This is a genomic window from Citrobacter sp. Cpo221, assembly GCF_030332345.1.
Taxonomy (GTDB): Bacteria; Pseudomonadota; Gammaproteobacteria; order Enterobacterales; family Enterobacteriaceae; genus Citrobacter; species Citrobacter portucalensis.
The window spans coordinates 157393-172681 of the sequence record NZ_JAOWIA010000052.1 but is presented as its reverse complement, the minus strand read 5'-3'; the positions used below and the strand labels follow the sequence as shown (position 1 = coordinate 172681).

General features: G+C 48.8%; 14 protein-coding genes. 10 read left to right on the top strand and 4 right to left on the bottom strand.

The annotated features are described in order from the left end of the window. The first annotated feature begins 36 nt into the window (after positions 1 to 36). Positions 37 to 465, top strand: a complete 429-nt coding sequence (locus OGY72_RS12685; protein ID WP_148361555.1) for a TOBE domain-containing protein — start codon at positions 37 to 39, stop codon at positions 463 to 465. A gap of 122 nt (positions 466 to 587) precedes the next feature. On the opposite strand, the gene OGY72_RS12680 is transcribed toward OGY72_RS12685, so the two are convergent. The 3 genes from OGY72_RS12680 to dcuC all read right to left on the bottom strand — a co-directional run bounded on the left by OGY72_RS12680 (position 588) and on the right by dcuC (position 4132). After that, positions 588 to 932 (bottom strand): nitrous oxide-stimulated promoter family protein, encoded by a 345-nt coding sequence (locus OGY72_RS12680; RefSeq protein ID WP_003825888.1) that lies wholly within the window; start codon positions 930 to 932, stop codon positions 588 to 590. Between the two features lie 86 nt (positions 933 to 1018). Then, positions 1019 to 2713 (bottom strand): NAD-dependent malic enzyme, encoded by a 1695-nt coding sequence (locus OGY72_RS12675; RefSeq protein ID WP_148361554.1) that lies wholly within the window; start codon positions 2711 to 2713, stop codon positions 1019 to 1021. A 51-nt stretch (positions 2714 to 2764) separates the two neighbouring features. Then, on the bottom strand, positions 2765 to 4132 hold the full coding sequence (gene dcuC / locus OGY72_RS12670; protein ID WP_003825883.1) for a C4-dicarboxylate transporter DcuC: 1368 nt from the start codon (positions 4130 to 4132) through the stop codon (positions 2765 to 2767). A gap of 354 nt (positions 4133 to 4486) precedes the next feature. Here dcuC and OGY72_RS12665 point away from each other — a divergent pair, with 354 nt between their 5' ends. Beyond that, positions 4487 to 5380, top strand: a complete 894-nt coding sequence (locus OGY72_RS12665) for a MurR/RpiR family transcriptional regulator (protein WP_286547827.1) — start codon at positions 4487 to 4489, stop codon at positions 5378 to 5380. A 46-nt stretch (positions 5381 to 5426) separates the two neighbouring features. Here OGY72_RS12665 and OGY72_RS12660 read toward each other — a convergent pair whose 3' ends face one another. After that, positions 5427 to 6797 carry a class-II fumarase/aspartase family protein gene (locus OGY72_RS12660; RefSeq protein WP_286547826.1) on the bottom strand — a complete coding sequence of 457 codons (1371 nt, stop codon included), beginning with the start codon at positions 6795 to 6797 and terminating at the stop codon, positions 5427 to 5429. Between the two features lie 405 nt (positions 6798 to 7202). On the opposite strand from OGY72_RS12660, the gene OGY72_RS12655 reads away from it, so the two are divergent. The 8 genes from OGY72_RS12655 (at position 7203) to OGY72_RS12620 (ending at position 15250) form a co-directional block, all read left to right on the top strand. Further along, on the top strand, positions 7203 to 8243 hold the full coding sequence (locus tag OGY72_RS12655; protein WP_148361552.1) for a porin: 1041 nt from the start codon (positions 7203 to 7205) through the stop codon (positions 8241 to 8243). Positions 8244 to 8253: 10 nt separating this feature from the next. Next, complete coding sequence (locus tag OGY72_RS12650) at positions 8254 to 9027, top strand: SGNH/GDSL hydrolase family protein (protein WP_126317493.1); 774 nt, start codon at positions 8254 to 8256, stop codon at positions 9025 to 9027. A gap of 182 nt (positions 9028 to 9209) precedes the next feature. Continuing rightward, positions 9210 to 10127: a metal ABC transporter substrate-binding protein gene (locus tag OGY72_RS12645; RefSeq protein ID WP_125112827.1), complete on the top strand. Its 918-nt coding sequence runs from the start codon at positions 9210 to 9212 to the stop codon at positions 10125 to 10127. Continuing rightward, positions 10124 to 10939 carry an iron/manganese ABC transporter ATP-binding protein SitB gene (gene sitB / locus OGY72_RS12640; protein WP_003825870.1) on the top strand — a complete coding sequence of 272 codons (816 nt, stop codon included), beginning with the start codon at positions 10124 to 10126 and terminating at the stop codon, positions 10937 to 10939. Before OGY72_RS12645 ends, sitB begins: the two co-directional genes overlap by 4 nt. A 2-nt stretch (positions 10940 to 10941) precedes the next feature. Continuing rightward, positions 10942 to 11799, top strand: coding sequence for an iron/manganese ABC transporter permease subunit SitC (gene sitC / locus OGY72_RS12635; protein WP_286547825.1), 858 nt, complete (start codon positions 10942 to 10944; stop codon positions 11797 to 11799). Next, positions 11796 to 12647, top strand: coding sequence for an iron/manganese ABC transporter permease subunit SitD (gene sitD, locus OGY72_RS12630; protein WP_286547824.1), 852 nt, complete (start codon positions 11796 to 11798; stop codon positions 12645 to 12647). The genes sitC and sitD overlap by 4 nt, the downstream gene beginning before the upstream one ends. A 163-nt stretch (positions 12648 to 12810) precedes the next feature. Continuing rightward, on the top strand, positions 12811 to 13533 hold the full coding sequence (locus tag OGY72_RS12625; protein ID WP_003825864.1) for a cysteine hydrolase family protein: 723 nt from the start codon (positions 12811 to 12813) through the stop codon (positions 13531 to 13533). A gap of 94 nt (positions 13534 to 13627) precedes the next feature. After that, the gene (locus OGY72_RS12620; protein ID WP_286547823.1) at positions 13628 to 15250 is read left to right on the top strand and encodes a serine hydrolase; all 1623 of its coding nucleotides are present in this window, start codon (positions 13628 to 13630) and stop codon (positions 15248 to 15250) included. Positions 15251 to 15289: the final 39 nt, after the last annotated feature.

Below are 15289 nucleotides of genomic sequence, written 5' to 3'. Positions count from 1 at the left end.
GCTATACTGGGTGATATCTCAACGAAAGGAGGCAGTATGGCGGTATCAGCACGTAATCAATTAACCGGTACGGTGAGCGCAGTCGCTACAGGCGCAGTGAATGATGAAGTTGAACTGACGCTGGATGGCGGCGCGAAACTGGTCGCGATTGTAACCCATAGCAGCCAGCAGGCGCTGGGTCTGGCGAAAGGGAAAGAAGCTATTGCCCTGATTAAAGCGCCATGGGTGACGCTGGCAACTGAAGACTGCGGTCTGAAGTTCTCTGCCCGCAACCAGTTTGCTGGCAGTGTTTCCCAGGTCACCGAAGGCGCAGTCAACGCCACGGTACATATCAAAACCGACGCAGGCTTTGAAATTGTTGCTGTCGTCACCAACGAAAGTCAGCAAGAGATGAAACTGAGCCAGGGAAGCCGCGTTGTTGCGCTGATCAAAGCCTCAGCTATTCTGATTGCCACCAAAGCGTAATCGCCATTCGGTACCGGATAGTTAATGCCCGATGGCGCTACGCTTATCGGGCCTACGCGACAATGCACTTGCTCTTGTAGGCCGGATAAGGCATCGCCGCCATCCGGCACAAAATTACCAGATTACTTCTTGCGCTGATATTTCTCAGGTAATTCCGGCACCGGACGTTTGTCATCAATCAAATGACGCACGGTCAGGATCGGGTGACGCCAGAGCATTCTAGGTCCAGCCCAACGCATAATTTGCTTCATCTCTTCGCGTTTAGCAGGCTGATAACAGTGTACCGGACACTGTTTGCAGGCTGGTTTTTCCTCACCAAATACGCACTTGTCGAGGCGCTTTTGCGCATAGGCAAACAACGCATCATAATGCCCCGGTTCGTCTGAAGCCTGCGGGCACTGGCTCTCGTAGAGCGAAATCATTCTCTGGATCGTCATTTTTTCACGTGCAATGCGTTTGCCGGACATGATGCCTCCATAGTTAAGTTGCATAAATAATACACCTTAATCATGAAGGCAACCAAGACCCGAGTACCGCTTACTCGTCACAGCGGCTAAATTGCCCTACGTTTATAAGGACGGTAGTGTGGTAACCAAAAGTTATCTTTGATGCTTTGCAACAGCGCGTCGTCGCTCATCTTCTCTGCCACGCCCGACTGCTGTGCCGCCTTACCGACCTCAAAGGCAATGCTGCGGGTCACCTCGCAGATTGTCCCAATCTCCGGCAACAGAGCACCTTCCCCGTTACGCACCAACGGGGAAGCATCGGCCAGCGCACGGCTTGCCGCCATCAGCATAGCCTCTGTTACGCGTGTCGCACCGCTGGCGATAGCCCCCAGACCGATGGCCGGGAAAACATACACGTTATTACACTGCGCCACCGGAATGGAGCGTCCATTAAATTCAATCACACCGCAGGGACTACCGGTCGCGATAATGGCCTTTCCCTCGGTCCAGCGAATGATATCTTCTGGTCGCGCTTCCATTCTCGAAGTGGGATTCGACAACGGCATAACGATCGGGCGGCCGCAGTATTGGTACATCGTGCTAATGACCTCCTGCGAGAACAATCCAGCCTGACCCGACACACCCAGCATCACCGTGGGTTTGGCATTGTGGATAACCTCCAGTAGCGACGGTGCCAGCCCCTCATACTGCCAGTCAGATACAGCCTCGGGAGACTGCGCCAGCGGTTGCTGGAAATCAGCTAAGGCATTATTGGTGGTCATCACCAGACCGTCGCGATCCACCATAAAAATGGTCCGTCTGGCTTCGGCCTCGCTCATTCCTTCACTGATGCGGCAGGCAATAATATGCCGGGCGATCCCACATCCTGCAGCACCCGCCCCCACAATTACGATTGATTGCTGACGGAAGTCACGACCGCTGCCTCGGCAGGCCGCAACCAGAGTCGCCAGAGCCACCGACGCCGTGCCCTGAATGTCATCGTTAAAACAGCACATCTCATCGCGATAACGGTCCAGCAGCGGCACCGCAGTATGCTGGGCAAAATCTTCAAACTGCAGCAGAACGTTAGGCCAGCGCCGTTTTACGGCTGCGATAAACATTCCAATAAATGCGAAGTAGTCTTCACCAGTTATGCGCGGATGTCGCCAGCCGATATAGCGCGGATCGTCAAGCAGTCGCGTATTGTTCGTACCGACATCCAGTAGAATAGGTAGCGTATTCGCCGGATTTACCCCGCCACAGACGGTATAGAGCGACAGTTTCCCGATAGGAATCCCCATACCGCCAACGCCCTGGTCACCTAGCCCCAGAATGCGCTCACCATCGGTGACGACGATGACCTTGATATCGTGCCGTGGAATATCATGCAAAATATCGTCAATACGATCGCGATCGGGCCAGGAGATAAAGACACCGCGTGCACGACGATATATCCACGAGAATTTTTCACAGGCGGCCCCGACTACCGGGGTATAAACGATGGGTAGCATCTCTGGAAGATGCTTTTTCAACAGGTAATAAAATAACGTTTCGTTAGTATCCTGGATATTACGCAGGTAAATATGTCGAGCGTTGTGGGATTCAGCCTCAAGATATTGTTGATACGCCCGTTCGGCTTGTTCATCAATATTCTCAATGGCACAAGGCAGTAGCCCACTCAGGTTAAAGTCATGCCTTTCTTGCTGCGTGAAGCTGCTTCCCTTGTTTAATAACGGAGATTCAAGCAGTAACTTCCCCGTAAACGGGACGTATAAAACATCGTTTGTCACGTTGCCATCCATAAATTACAACCAGATAAAAAATAAGAGCCTGCATTAGCAGGCTCCCGGGATTCAAATCAGGACATAGTTGGCAACCAGCATCGCCGCGATACCGGCCAGCGCTGGAAGCAGCGTTCTTCTGACGATCATAAACGGCGAACATTCTCCTGCTTTACTCACCGCAATAATGATTCCAGCCACCGGAGACATTGAGCGCCCCATTCCCGCCATTAACTGCATAGGCAGGATCATATTAACGGCGCTCTCACCAAATTTTGCCGCAATGGAGGGGGCCAGGCCGGAGAAGGAGAAAAAGGCGGCAACACCAGAGCCTGTCAGGACGGCGGTGACGCCCACCAGCGCGGTCATCACCAGCGTCATACTGGTAAAGCCCAGTCCTGCGTTTTGCACTGACTGTAACAGGTAGTCCACCGCGCCAATTTTCTGCAGCCCCTGGGCATAGATATCCGCACACACCAGCAAGGAAACGATGCTGGTAAACATGCTGCCCATCCCTTTGAAAAAGACCTGTATTCCTTTGCAACAGCTTTTGAAATCTCGGGTAGCCACCAGTTCAAAGAAAAATGCGACGACAGCGCCAAGGATCATCGCCGTGACCACGTCTATTTTGATGGACTTGATAACCAAAGGGCTAAAGACCAGCACCAGTACGACAGGCAGGACGGGTAACAGCGCGTAAATAGCGGGTACCTTTCGGCCTTCTTCTTCCGCTTGCGCCACGCTTTGCGCTCCCGGTACGAAGCCATCTTTTTTGTCGAAATACTTCGCGGTAAAGTAAATCACCACCGCAACGGCCAGCATCACCACCACCGCCACCGGCATCTGGTAATGCGCAAAGTAGATCGCGCTTTCCATGCCAGCATGTTTAGCCGCCAGATTCGCAGTACCTACCGCGGGCCCTAGATCCATAAACGCGCACAGACCAATCATCGCGGCCGCAGAGGCTTTACTGACCCCCAGACGAACCAGAACCGGGAAGAATGTCACCAACAGCAACATCGCCAGCCCCGCCGCACTTGAAATTGCCACATGCAGAAGCTGTGCGCAGATATACCCCAGCGCAAGGATCAGGTAAGGCGCTTTAATCACCTGCAGCGGTCGAATGCACATATTGACCATCGCATTCGACGCTTTAATGTGATCCATATAGCTGGCAAATCCACCCGCAGCCATGATGATAAGACCAATACCTGCAATTTGTGTGGTGAGCGATTCTTTTGCAAAGCTAAAGATATCCAACCAGGTTGACCCCGTGGATTTTGCTTTATCGTAGAGAATGCTGTTTTCAGGATAAAACAGTACGGTAATGGTCAATAATGCCAGTCCTGCGAGTAATAAAACAGTTTGCGGCTGATAATTTTTCACAATTAACCATGCAGCAATAACTGTTATCACTATTGCTATAATAAACGCAGTCATAATAACAATTCCTATGCCATACAAATCGGGTAGGGTTACCTGTCATATCATCATAGCTTATATAGGATAGTAAAAAATCACCCCCATATATAAGCAGCTATAATATGTACGTAAATCTATCGTATTACATACTCAAATATTGAGATTTAATTGTAATGGGTTGTGTGGTTGTAAAATACGGGAAAGGTGTTTTCCCACCTCTTTTTGTGAGTAAGATCGCAACTACATCTGAATGTAGTCGCAGACCTCAGAAAAGGCTGGGTGCGGGTTTCCAACATATTCATTCTATGATTGACGTCGAAAGTGTATTACCATATAACAACGTTGATATACAATAGTCATCGGGTGTTATCCATGTACAAAAAAAACACGTTAAGTCTGGATGAGTATAACTTACTTACTCTTAATATGGGTGATCTAACTGAATCTGAGTGCCGACTCAATGAGTACATTAATAAACACTTCAATGAACTTCCCTATCATGGCATTGTTGACCTCTCGCAAAATGTGATGGTAAGCAAAGCAACCATTGGCCGATTTTTAAATAAGATTGGGTTTACGGGTTACGCCGCTTTTCGCAAAGCATTAGACATTACGCTGTCAAAAAATAAAATATCCGCACCTTTTGAGAAAAACATCAAACTACGTAACAATCCCAGCATTACCACTGAAAGTATCGTTACTGATTTCACCCATAAAGTATCAGAATTATTTAATCAATTTAAAAATAATATCGATATTGAAAGCCTTAATGCGTTTATCGATCTGGTACTGAACAATCAACGTCATATTTATGTCGTCGGCCCGTCATCATCTCATGCAATGGCAACGCATTTTTGTACACTGCTAAAGTACTTTCGCAGTGACATCACCCTGTTACCGACGGACATCAGCGAACTCCCCAAATGTCTCATCAATATTGAGGAAGAGGATGTCCTGATTGTGTTCTCCTACTATCGATTTAATCGGGTTGCCCTCAATATTGCAAAGTGGTTCAGAAAAAAGAATGCCGTCGTGGTACTGGTTACCAATTCAGAAGCGAACCCTTACGGCAAGTTCTGCGATCTGCAGTTTGTTCTTCCCAGCGACGTACAGTCCATTTTTCAAAGCCGTATACTCGGCTTCTTTTTTATCGAACTCATATTGCATTTGGCTTACGAGAAAGGAGATAACGAGGGGAATTTTGCCCAACTGGAGGAATTATTTGTCTTTTTCGAAACGTTTTCTGCATCAGCACACAACACTTAGCTCCGCCAGCCGCCAGAAGTATTCTCACTCCTGGCAACATGACGAATCAAGCTATCTCTGCGGTTTTCACGCGATCGAACTCAGCTATAGTTTCAGCGATTAGCGCGTCGTTAGCCCCGATATATGACAGCGGCTCGCAGGCAGCGGTAATTTCCTCTACAGACAATGATGCGCGGATTTCCGGGCTAGCCTGCACGATCTCCATGAAGCTGTGCTCTCCAGTTGCATGCTTTAGCAGGTTTTTCACTACGTTATAGGCGGACTCTCTGCCAATTTTGGCGGCAAGTTTCATCGTCAGTGATTCCGACATAATAAAGTGCTTTGAGCAATCGAAATTAGCACGCATCTTCTCTTCATTAATGATGAGATGCGAAAGCAGATTCTTTGCGCGTGTCAGGCTGGTCGATAAAGCATTTGAGGCCTCCGGGAGGATTGTCCAGTTTAAAACCCTCATTGAGGCGGCTCGCACATCCTGTTGATCCAGCATTGCCGGGGCGCCAGACGCATACATCCATCCCATCCTTGCCAGTGTTTGCATCATGTTACTGGCACGCGGATTAACTTTGTGCGGCATCGTGCTCGACCCTCCACCACCTTCGCCCTCAAGCACTTCAGCAATCGGCGTGCGTCCCATTGTTTCGACATCGTTGGCCAGACGACATAGCGTGCCGTGAACAAGGGCAAAAAACTGCACAACTTCAACAACCGCATCCTGGCTGGCATTATTAATACCGCAGGGTACGTTCAGACCCAGCGCTCGCATCAGCCATTCACGCGTTTCCATTCCCTGCTCGCCTACGGAGGCCAGATTACCTACCGCGCCGCCAAAAAGCCCGGTGACCGCACGCGGGTACAGCTGCTGAAGTCTTATCAGATGGCGGTTAATCTCTGCCAGATAACTGCAAACATGCAGCCCCCATGTTGTCGCAGAGGCATCCACCGAATTGGTGCGCGCAACCATCACCGTTCTGGTATGACGTATTGCCATCGCTTTCATCGCTTCGCCAACATCGAGCAATTGCTCGCGCAGCAGCTGCAACGTTTGTTGCAGTCTCATCGCCATGCCAGAGTCCAGCAGGTCCTGGGTTGTACATCCCCAGTGCAGAAACTGACTTACTAACGGTGTACCGCAAGCAGAAATCTGATCGATCAGCGGTTTTATCGCCATACCAACCGTCTGTGTTTCCTGTGCAAGGGCCGGCCAATCTATCTGTATTTCCCTGCACGTTTTTTCAATTTCGACGGCGGCTTGCTCAGGGATAATGCCCAGCTCGCCTTGCACGCGAGCGACTGTTGCCTCAAACCGCAACCAACACCGCAGCAGATTGTCGTCAGACCATATTTCCCGCATCCGCCCCTGGGTGAACAATGAAGAATAAAGATCAGAATCAAATACCGTTGTTTGCTTACCGAACATACAGCGCCTCTCCGGCCAATGAATGCGTCATAATCGAAATGTGATTAATCAATTTTGCAGGATCTGTTTTCCAGATTATAGGGGAAAATAGTATTCCCACCCCAAAAACGGCTATGAGAATACAATATTCCCATTTTCATTTTTTCCATCAAGTAGAAATGCGATGTACTTCACAGTAATTTGCGAATTACATTCCAAACAGGTGTAATATTTCAACAAAAACGCGCATTAAATATAAGAACCATTAATACAATAATAAAATTAGTGATATTTATGCGTGAATAATCACATTTCACTACGAGAAAAAATAATTCCCATACCGCTGTCATTCCTTTTTCACAAACAATCACCCCGCTGTGAACTTTATTTTATGGTCAGGAAACTAATGCTGGTTTGAGGGATGACATGAAGCTAAAAAACTATTCACTAATATTACTAATGGGTATGAGTTCCTCGGCGTTCGCCTTAAACGTCTATAATAAGGATGGAAATACGCTGGATATCTATGGCCGCGTTGAGGGTAAAATTGCGAGTGGCCAGAATTCATTTGCTGGCAGTGAAAGCCGAAGCGATCTGGGTGGTCGTGTAGGTATTTACCTCACCCGAGATCTGGATCTTTTGCCAGATACCAAAATCGTGGGTCGCCTGGAATGGCAGGTGCGTACCGAAAAAAATGATAACAATACCGGTGAAAGCGATATGGAGGCCCGCTATTCCTATGTCGGTCTGTCAAATAAAACATGGGGTGAACTGATCACCGGGAGAACCAAAAACCCGTTGTATCAGGTAATGAAAATGACCGATAAGTACAAAAATTTCACCCCTAATATCTACAGCTATGGCATTACAACCATTGATGATTCATACCAGTTCAACCGACAGGATGGCACCGTTCAGTGGAACGCCAAATTTGCTGGCAATGAAATTCAGCTGGCATGGGTTTCCGGTAATGGCAACAGCGATAACGAAGCCCTGGATTACGGCGCGATGGCCAGCTATCGTAAGTCTTTCAAATTTGGTGATTTTAGAATTACACCAGCACTCGCGGCCAGTCGTTACAAACGACAGGATGGCGTAGTGACCACCGATGGGCGTAATCAAAACGATCAAATTATGGGAGGATTACAACTCAGCTATAAAGCCTATGAAGTCGCGGTAACCGCATTGCGTACTTCTATTTCTCGCGATAACAAAAGTGATAATAATTATAAAGGGATGGATTCACTTATTTCCTACAAATTTGGCACCGTCAAGGTTCTCACCGGATATAGTTTTCTAAATGAAGATGGTAAAGATATCGCTGAAAAAGAAGACTGGCGTGCTGAAGCGCAATTAACATTAGCTGAGGATACGTGGTTATCATTTACTTACGATAAAGAATTCGCCAGTAAGAACAAAAAAACCAATGATGATGCGCTCATCGTTGGACTTCGTTATGATTTCTAAGAGATAACCGATGAAAAAGATAACTTTGCTTGCCACAGCAACGGCCCTGGCACTGAGCAGTATCTGCGCTCACGCGGATACGTTGTTAGCGCCTTCCGCACATGCAAAAATGGATGGCGAGAATAAAATCGTCGCGCTTTATGGTAACTCGTTCACGTTCTATAACAATAATATCAATACCCGATTACGGGATTTGACGCAGTCTTTACTGCCTGATCATGCCAAAGGCTATAAATATCGGGGGATCACGATTTCCAGCGGTCATTTAGGCTGGCAGATTGAGAATATGCGCTACCAGAACACACTACAGAAATGGGATGTAGTGGTATTACAGGGGAACTCCACAGAAACAATTTCAAAGAAAGAAAGTACCCGACAAAACTTCATTGACTCTGCCACCCAAATGGCTGAAATGGCGCATAAAGCAGGTGCAAAAGTTGTCTATTTCATGACCTGGCCGAAGAAAGCTAAACCCGAAGACAGCCAAAAACTGGCGGACGCTTATATCTCGATTGCGCAAAAAACGGGGGGATATGTGGCTCCGGTAGGTCTGGCTTTCGAGAAAGCGCGCAAGACCCATCCGGAAATCAACCTGTATTATCATGATGGTGTCCACCCTTCTATTTCTGGTACGTATCTCGCTGCCTGTGTATTCTTCGCTACCCTGTATAACCAGTCTCCGGTCGGCGGCGCGCTTCCTGTTGATACGGACATGACCCCTGCCACCGCCAAAGCGTTACAACAGGTAGCATGGGAAACCGTTACTGAGTTCCAAAAGTCATAATCACCGGGTTATTCATCCCCAACACGCCGGCAATCGTGCCGGCGTAAAATACATTATCCCCCGTCTATTCCTTAGCAACCTACGCAAATAAGAATTATTTTCATTTGTTTATGCCATGTGCTATATAACATAGCAAAGGCTATATTCGATGATAAATTAACCACTTTGTTGCGAGGGATACTATGCCGCATCTGCCCCATCTGAAGTCATTTCTCCTTGCCAGCGTGTTAACAGCGCTGACGCTGTCACCCGCCTGGGCGAAAGAAAAATTCAAAGTGGTAACCACCTTTACAGTGATTGCCGATATGGCAAGCAATGTGGCAGGTGACGCGGCGGACGTTAGTTCTATCACCAAACCGGGGGCTGAAATTCACGAATATCAACCAACCCCTGGCGATATTAAACGGGCGCAAGGCGCACAGCTTATTCTCTCCAACGGCCTTAACCTCGAACTATGGTTTGCCCGCTTCTACCAAAATTTGTCCGGCGTACCGGAAGTGATGGTCTCAAACGGCGTGCAACCAATGGGCATCAGCGAAGGGCCGTACAACGGTAAACCAAACCCGCACGCCTGGATGTCAGCGGAAAACGCGCTTATCTACGTGGATAACATTCGTGATGCGCTGATCAAATACGATCCGGACAATGCCGCAACTTACCAGAATAATGCACAGAATTATAAAGCGAAAATCCAGCAGACTCTGGCGCCACTGCATACAGAGCTGGCAAAGCTCCCTGCTGATAAACGCTGGCTGGTCACCAGCGAAGGCGCATTCTCTTATTTAGCTCGTGATAACAATCTCAAGGAGCTGTATCTGTGGCCGATCAATGCCGATCAGCAAGGTACGCCCAAGCAGGTACGCAAGGTTATCGATGCCATCAGAGCACATCATATCCCAACGGTATTTAGCGAAAGCACCGTGTCCGACAAACCTGCGCGTCAGGTTGCCCGTGAGTCTGGCGCACATTACGGCGGCGTGCTGTATGTCGATTCGCTCAGTGCAGCCGACGGTCCGGTACCGACCTATCTGGATTTACTGCGCGTCACCACGCAAACCATTGTTAACGGCATCAACAAGGGTCTGGAGAGCCAACCATGAGTCACTCTGCGATTACCGTAAATCAGGTTACGGTGACGTATCGCAATGGTCATACCGCATTGCGGGACGCCACTTTTCAGGTTCCGGGCGGCTCAATTGCCGCTCTGGTCGGCGTAAACGGTTCAGGAAAATCAACGCTTTTTAAAGCGCTGATGGGTTTTGTCCGCCTGGCGCAGGGGGAAATCTCAATTCTGCAACAGCCGGTAAATAAGGCGCTCAAACAGAATCTGATCGCCTATGTCCCCCAGTCAGAAGAGGTGGACTGGTCGTTTCCGGTACTGGTGGAAGATGTGGTGATGATGGGACGCTTTGGCCATATGGGCTGGCTGCGTCGACCAAAACAAATTGACCACGCCTGCGTAGATGCGGCGCTGGCGCGGGTTGATATGCTGGATTATCGCCATCGTCAGATAGGTGAACTGTCCGGTGGGCAGAAAAAGCGTGTTTTTCTGGCAAGGGCCATCGCACAGGACGGACAGGTTATTTTACTGGATGAACCCTTTACCGGTGTGGATGTAAAAACCGAGGCCCGGATCATCGACCTGCTGCGTGAACTGCGTGATGAGGGTCGAACCATGCTGGTCTCTACCCATAATTTGGGATCCGTCACTGAGTTTTGTGATTACACGGTGATGATTAAGGGCACGGTGCTGGCAAGTGGCCCCACCGAAACCACCTTTACCCCCGAGAATCTTGAACTGGCATTCAGCGGCGTACTGCGTCACGTTGCGCTGAGCGGCGGTGAACAGCACGTGATTACCGATGATGAACGCCCGTTTATTTCGCGACGCACGGCAAACGAGGGGGAATAACCATGAACTGGCTAACGGAGCCGTTTGGCTACCAGTACATGCTCAACGCCATGTGGGTCTCGGCGATGGTCGGCGGCCTGTGTGCGTTTCTCTCCTGCTATCTGATGCTCAAAGGCTGGTCGCTGATTGGCGATGCGCTGTCGCATTCTATCGTTCCGGGCGTGGCAGGCGCTTATATGTTAGGGCTTCCCTTCGCGCTTGGCGCATTCCTTTCCGGCGGACTGGCGGCGGGCAGTATGCTGTTTCTTAATCAACGTTCGCGCCTGAAGGAAGATGCGATTATCGGACTGATTTTTTCGTCTTTTTTCGGTATCGGGCTGTTTATGGTGTCGCTCAATCCGATGTCGGTGAACATTCAGACCATTATTCTCGGCAACGTGCTGGCGATTGCGCCAGAAGATATTCTACAACTGGCCATCATCGGGGTTATTTCGCTAACCATCCTGTTTTTGAAGTGGAAAGATCTGATGGTGGTTTTTTTTGATGAAAACCACGCGCGCTCTATCGGTCTGAATCCGGGCCGGTTGAAGCTGTTATTTTTTACGCTGCTCTCCGTTTCCACAGTCGCCGCGCTGCAAACCGTCGGCGCATTTCTGGTGATTTGCCTGGTGGTTACGCCAGGTGCAACGGCCTGGCTGCTGACCGATCGTTTTCCACGCCTGCTCACTATCGCCGTAGCTATTGGCAGCCTGACCAGCTTTTTCGGCGCCTTGCTGAGCTACTGGCTGGACGGTGCAACCGGCGGAATTATTGTCGTTCTGCAAACGCTGCTGTTCCTGCTGGCATTTGTCTTCGCGCCAAAACACGGTCTGCTGGCGAATCGCCGCCGCGCCCGTCTGGTGAACAAGGAGTCAGTATGATCTTAACAACGCTGCTGGAACCCTTTCAGTTTGGTTTTATGGTCAATGCGCTGGTCATCTCCACCATTGTCGCCGTGCCCTGCGCGCTGCTGTCTGTATTTTTAGTACTCAAAGGCTGGGCTCTGATGGGCGATGCAATGAGCCACGCGGTTTTCCCGGGAATTGTACTGGCGTGGATTGCGGGCATCCCACTGGCAATTGGCGCATTTATCGCCGGGCTGCTCTGTGCGGTGGCGACGGGTTATCTCGACGATAACAGCCGCATCAAACGCGATACCCTGATGGGAATCGTCTTTTCCGGCATGTTTGGTGCAGGACTGGTGCTGTACGTCTCTATCCAGTCAGAGGTCCATCTCGATCATATTCTGTTCGGCGACATGCTGGGCGTATCGTTCAGCGACATCATACAAACCGCGGTTATTACGCTTGGGATAGCGCTTATTATTGGGCTTAAGTGGAAAGATCTGCTGCTGCATGCGTTCGACCCGCATCAGGCAAAGGCCAGTGGGCTTAACACTGCGCTGCTACATTACGGCCTGCTGTGCATGATCGCCCTGACGATTGTCGCCACGCTAAAATCAGTAGGGATTATTTTGTCGATCTCCTTACTGATTGCGCCTGGCGCCATTGCGATTTTAATGACGCGGAAATTTTCCCACGCCTTGTGGCTGGCGGTGATTATGTCGGTCGTTACCTCGTTTATGGGCGTCTACCTGTCTTTTTTCATCGACAGCGCACCAGCCCCCACCATCGTCGTACTATTTTCCCTGCTGTTTGTGATGACCTTTATTTATTCCACCCTGCGCGATCGTCGTTTAGAACGGCGACGCCAGCAATACGACCTCTGATGGAGTGGGCAGCGATATGCCCGCTATCGTTTTTAGAATACGTAATGACAATATTCCCAGCGTCCTGAACAAATGCCCCGTTCTGAAACCATGCCATATTTACCAGCGCTATTTAATAATCAGATAGTCACTATCACATTAGATAAAAATACAGGTAAATTTTATGAGCAAGATGAGCATGTCAGAAATCTATTCTGAACCAGAGGCCTATGGCTTACCACGCAAAGGTATAACACTTAATAATAAGGAAGCTGCGTTGGTGGTAGTCGATCCACAGATCGATTTTTTAAGCCCTCAGGGTATTGGCTGGGAGGTTTTCAAAGACAGCATTATTGAAAATAATACCGTAGAAAATCTCGAGACGTTGTTCAAAATGGCAAAAGAAGCACAAATGCCTGTTTTTGTCTCTCCGCATTATTACTTTCCGCACGACCATAAATGGCAATCTACCGCACCGGGAGAAACATTTATGCACGGCACTGGAATGTTCAATCGTAAAGGTCCACTGACAATGGAAAATTTTGAAAATTCCGGCGCAGACTTTTTACCGCAGTTTAAGCCATATATTTATGATGGCGAAACGGTCATTGCCTCACCGCATAAGATTTTCGGACCAGAAACCAACGACCTGGTACTGCAATTAAGAAAACGCGGTGTCTCACAGGTCATTCTCGCCGGTATGGCTGCCAATCTGTGTATTGAATCCCATATGCGTGAATTGATTGAGCAAGGTTTTGAAGTTGTCGTCGTTAAAGATGCGACAGCGGGTCCGCGCATTCCGGAAGGTGACGGTTATCTCGCCGCTCTAACCAACTACCGCATCATTGCCAATGATTTATGGGACACCGACACCACGGTTGAAAAGGTAAAGGCAGCAGCTAAGTAATAGCTATGAGTACGGTTACCGAGGGTAATTGTATGTACAACATCGCTTATCCATTAGCCATCAAAATAAATTTCATTAAGCGCGGAGCTTTTCCATGAATCTTAAGTTAAAGGTTATTTCGGCATGTATTTTACTTTCCATGTCAGTTTCAGCTACTCAGGTATTGGCCGCTGCCAATACAAATGAGACAACTTACTTAGTTAACCGTGGTGATCCACAATTAAAGGTCAACGGCAAATATATCGATCAGATCATTGCTGAGGTAATGGCGAAAAATAATCTGCCGGGTTTATCCATGGCGATTGTTCAGGCGCCTTATATTCCGCGCTCTGCGGGATACGGTCTGGCAACAGCAGCCAATGATGAGCTTGCTTCCACCAAAACCATGTGGGGAATTGGCCCTATAACGCAAGCTTTTACTGCAGTCGCAGTAATGCAACTTGTAGAGCAAGGCAAATTGGATCTGAATACTCCTGTGAGTGTTTATTTGCCTGGCCTACCGGAAAGCTGGCATAACATTACGATTCTGGAATTAATGCAGCACTCATCCGGGATCCCTGATTTCAGATCTTTCGGCTATAAACAAGAGCAAAAATATACACCTGCGCAGCTGGTTGATCTTGTTAAAGATAAACCGCTCGAATTTAAAAACGGCACGGATATCAACTCCAGCGCAACTGACTTTATCCTGCTAGGTATGGCTATCGAGAAAGTCAGCGGAATGAGTTACGTGGACTTCGTCAACAAATACCAAATTGCGCCGTTAGGTCTGCAAAGCACCATGTTCGCAAAAAACATGCCAACGAAAGCATTCCTTGATCGCCCGACGCCTGATAAGCAACATAATCAGCATTCGAAATTTAAGTCAGAAATTGACTGGATCAACCCTGTTGAGCCTGCAACAGGTTACGTCGCAGCGGGTGACAAACTGGCGCCTGTCAGTGCGATCGCCACTGATAATCTGTACGCCTATGGTGGTCTGTGGTCGTCAGCGGAAGACATCAGTAAGTGGGATATCGGTCTTGCCGGCAGCACGCTGGTTAAAGACAAAAAGCTGCGCGACATTATCTATAGCCCGGCAAAACTGAAAAATGGCAAAGTCGTGCCTGCCATGGCCGGCTGGGAATTTACCCGCCATCCTGGTTTTCTGGAAATCAAAGGAACCACAGGTGGATTTAGTGCCTATCTGAGCCGTTTTACCGCCGGTGATGAACTGGTTTGCGTGACAATGCTGACCAACAAAGAAGGCGTAGACATGACTCAGGTGGCTCGTGATATCGCTGAAGCCTATAAAATCGGGCTGGGTTCTGGGTTAAATTCAGAGAAGATCAAAAACCAGGAAAGTAAATTCTCTGTCGATGAAACGGTCTCCCGACTGAAAGCCATTCTGAAAAGCGAAGGCGTTCCGGTATTCACTGAAATTGATCACGAGAAAAATGCCGAGGGCGCGGGAATGAACCTGAGGCCAACGAAAGTCCTGGTATTTGGTAACCCTAAAGTCGGCACAAAACTGATGCAGGATAAACAGGGTGTCGCGCTGGATCTGCCGTTACGTGTCTCCGTATGGCAGGATAAGATCGGGCGAGTTTGGGTCGGTTATGAAAACCTGGATGACGTAGCAAAAACCTACGATCTTCAGGACAAGCAGACCATTGATAAGATTGACAACTTTATGACTAAGCTGGTCAGTCGGGCTGTTGATGCTTATATCCAGTAACGGGATATAGCACTCCAGCCTTCTCATGCTGCGGGACCG

Excerpts from the sequence above, each read along its gene's own strand:
- OGY72_RS12685 (WP_148361555.1), top strand. The coding sequence starts at position 37 with ATGGCGGTATCAGCACGTAATCAATTAACCGGTACGGTGAGCGCAGTC.
- OGY72_RS12680 (WP_003825888.1), bottom strand. The coding sequence starts at position 932 with ATGTCCGGCAAACGCATTGCACGTGAAAAAATGACGATCCAGAGAATG.
- OGY72_RS12675 (WP_148361554.1), bottom strand. The coding sequence starts at position 2,713 with ATGGATGGCAACGTGACAAACGATGTTTTATACGTCCCGTTTACGGGG.
- dcuC (WP_003825883.1), bottom strand. The coding sequence starts at position 4,132 with ATGACTGCGTTTATTATAGCAATAGTGATAACAGTTATTGCTGCATGG.
- OGY72_RS12665 (WP_286547827.1), top strand. The coding sequence starts at position 4,487 with ATGTACAAAAAAAACACGTTAAGTCTGGATGAGTATAACTTACTTACT.
- OGY72_RS12660 (WP_286547826.1), bottom strand. The coding sequence starts at position 6,797 with ATGTTCGGTAAGCAAACAACGGTATTTGATTCTGATCTTTATTCTTCA.
- OGY72_RS12655 (WP_148361552.1), top strand. The coding sequence starts at position 7,203 with ATGAAGCTAAAAAACTATTCACTAATATTACTAATGGGTATGAGTTCC.
- OGY72_RS12650 (WP_126317493.1), top strand. The coding sequence starts at position 8,254 with ATGAAAAAGATAACTTTGCTTGCCACAGCAACGGCCCTGGCACTGAGC.
- OGY72_RS12645 (WP_125112827.1), top strand. The coding sequence starts at position 9,210 with ATGCCGCATCTGCCCCATCTGAAGTCATTTCTCCTTGCCAGCGTGTTA.
- sitB (WP_003825870.1), top strand. The coding sequence starts at position 10,124 with ATGAGTCACTCTGCGATTACCGTAAATCAGGTTACGGTGACGTATCGC.
- sitC (WP_286547825.1), top strand. The coding sequence starts at position 10,942 with ATGAACTGGCTAACGGAGCCGTTTGGCTACCAGTACATGCTCAACGCC.
- sitD (WP_286547824.1), top strand. The coding sequence starts at position 11,796 with ATGATCTTAACAACGCTGCTGGAACCCTTTCAGTTTGGTTTTATGGTC.
- OGY72_RS12625 (WP_003825864.1), top strand. The coding sequence starts at position 12,811 with ATGAGCAAGATGAGCATGTCAGAAATCTATTCTGAACCAGAGGCCTAT.
- OGY72_RS12620 (WP_286547823.1), top strand. The coding sequence starts at position 13,628 with ATGAATCTTAAGTTAAAGGTTATTTCGGCATGTATTTTACTTTCCATG.